The sequence below is a fragment of the Promineifilum sp. (SeqCode) genome, assembly GCF_041918635.1.
In the GTDB taxonomy this organism is placed as follows: domain Bacteria; phylum Chloroflexota; class Anaerolineae; order Promineifilales; family Promineifilaceae; genus Promineifilum.
The window spans coordinates 1-1592 of sequence record NZ_JAYRVJ010000563.1; the positions used below are offsets into that span (position 1 = coordinate 1).

1 pseudogene is annotated in these 1592 nt (G+C 74.7%); it reads right to left on the bottom strand.

Features of this window, described 5'->3' with window-relative positions:
* Positions 1-1592, bottom strand: a pseudogene (locus tag ACE3UY_RS16795) (hypothetical protein); the annotation flags it as partial.

The following is a 1592-nucleotide window of genomic DNA, read 5'->3' on the forward strand; positions in this document are numbered from 1 at the left end:
ACCTTGAACAGCGCCTCCAGCCGCGCGACGATGAGCAGCGGCCCGCCCTCGGCGGCATGGATCGTGCCGTGGGCGACGACGACCCGATCCAGGTAGTCGCTCAATTCCACGCCGGCCCCGGCGCGCAACTCCGCCCGCGCCGCCCCGTCGCCGCCCACCAGCCGGTAGCGCGGCGGTTCGCCCGTCGCCTCGATCCGGCCGGGTAGGGCCACTGTCTGGCCGTCAGCAGCCGCCGCGTCCACCGTGGCCGGGGGCACGTCGCTATCGGCCACGCGCACCGTCAACCCCTCGCCCGTCGCCGCGACCTGCCGCGCCGTCAGCCGCACGATCTGGTCGGCGACCGGGTTGTTGAGTTGCAGCGCGGGCCGTTCACCCGCCGCGCCGCTGAAACTCCACGCGCCGGGGAAGGGCACGCGCGCCTGCGCCCCCGGCGGCCCGGCCAGTATCTGCCGGTCCGGCACGCGCCGCGCCGGTCCACCCATTGGCCCGATCTCCGCCCGCAGCCGGGAGCCGTCAGCCCAGATGCGCGCCGACTCGCGGGGCGGGATGGCGGTCAGCAGGCGCACCTGCCGGTCCATCGTCTCGTTGACCAGCACCACCCCGGCCACACCCGACGGGGCGTCGATCCGGACTTCGGCCAGGCCGGCCACCGCGCCGCTGTTGTCCATGGGCCAGCGCCGGTTGTGGCGCACGGTGCGCGCGGGCAGTTCCGCCGTCGTCGCCGGGTATTCGATGAGGTCGATGGTGCGCAGCGGCAGGAGTTCCAGCCGGCTGGCCGGGCCGGTCGTCGGCGAGGCGAGCCGTAGGCGGCGCTCCGGCGTGGCCGAGGCGACCGCCGCCGGGCCGTTGGGCGTGGCGAAGGCGGCGTTGATGGCCTCGACGATCTCCTCCAGCAGCGTCGCGCCGGGGGCGTAGCCGGCCACGTCTACGTCCACTGGCAGCCCGCCGTCCACCGCCAGGCGCAGCGCCGAGCGCCGGCCCAGATCGGCCGGCTGGAGCAGATCGGCCTCGCCGGTGATGATGGCCGGCTGGGGATCGGTTCCGGTCGTCGTGATGGGCGCGTCGCCGAACAGGAGGGCGCGGGCGTCGCCGGAGGAGTGAGGCTCCACCACCAGCCGGCCGGCCTGCCCCTCCTTCGTCGAGCGCAAGACGAGGTAACGGCCGCCGTCGCGCTCCGCCACGTGGGCCACGTTGCTATCCAGCGCGTCGTCAATGGCCGCGGCGATCTCCTCCAGCGTGGCGAAGTGGGCGTCCGCGGTCTCGGCCGGCAGGCAATCCACGTCGCGCGGCGGCTGGCCGTCAACGCCGAAGCGCAGGAAGCGGGCGACTTGCAGGAAGGTCAGGTCAACGCCGTTCCGCCAATCCTGCCGGCCCACCACCTCGGCGCGCGTCGCGTCGTGGCCGTGGTAGTCGCGTGGGGCGTCGATGCCGAACAGGACGCGCGTCGCGTCGCCCGCCGCCGGCGGCTCGAACACCAACGCGCTGCCGGCCCCACTCGTGGGGGAGGCGATGGCCAGGAACCGGCCGTCGAAGCTGGCGACATTGCCCCCTAGCGCCGCGTTGAGGTTGGTCACGATCAGGCCCGGCGCGAC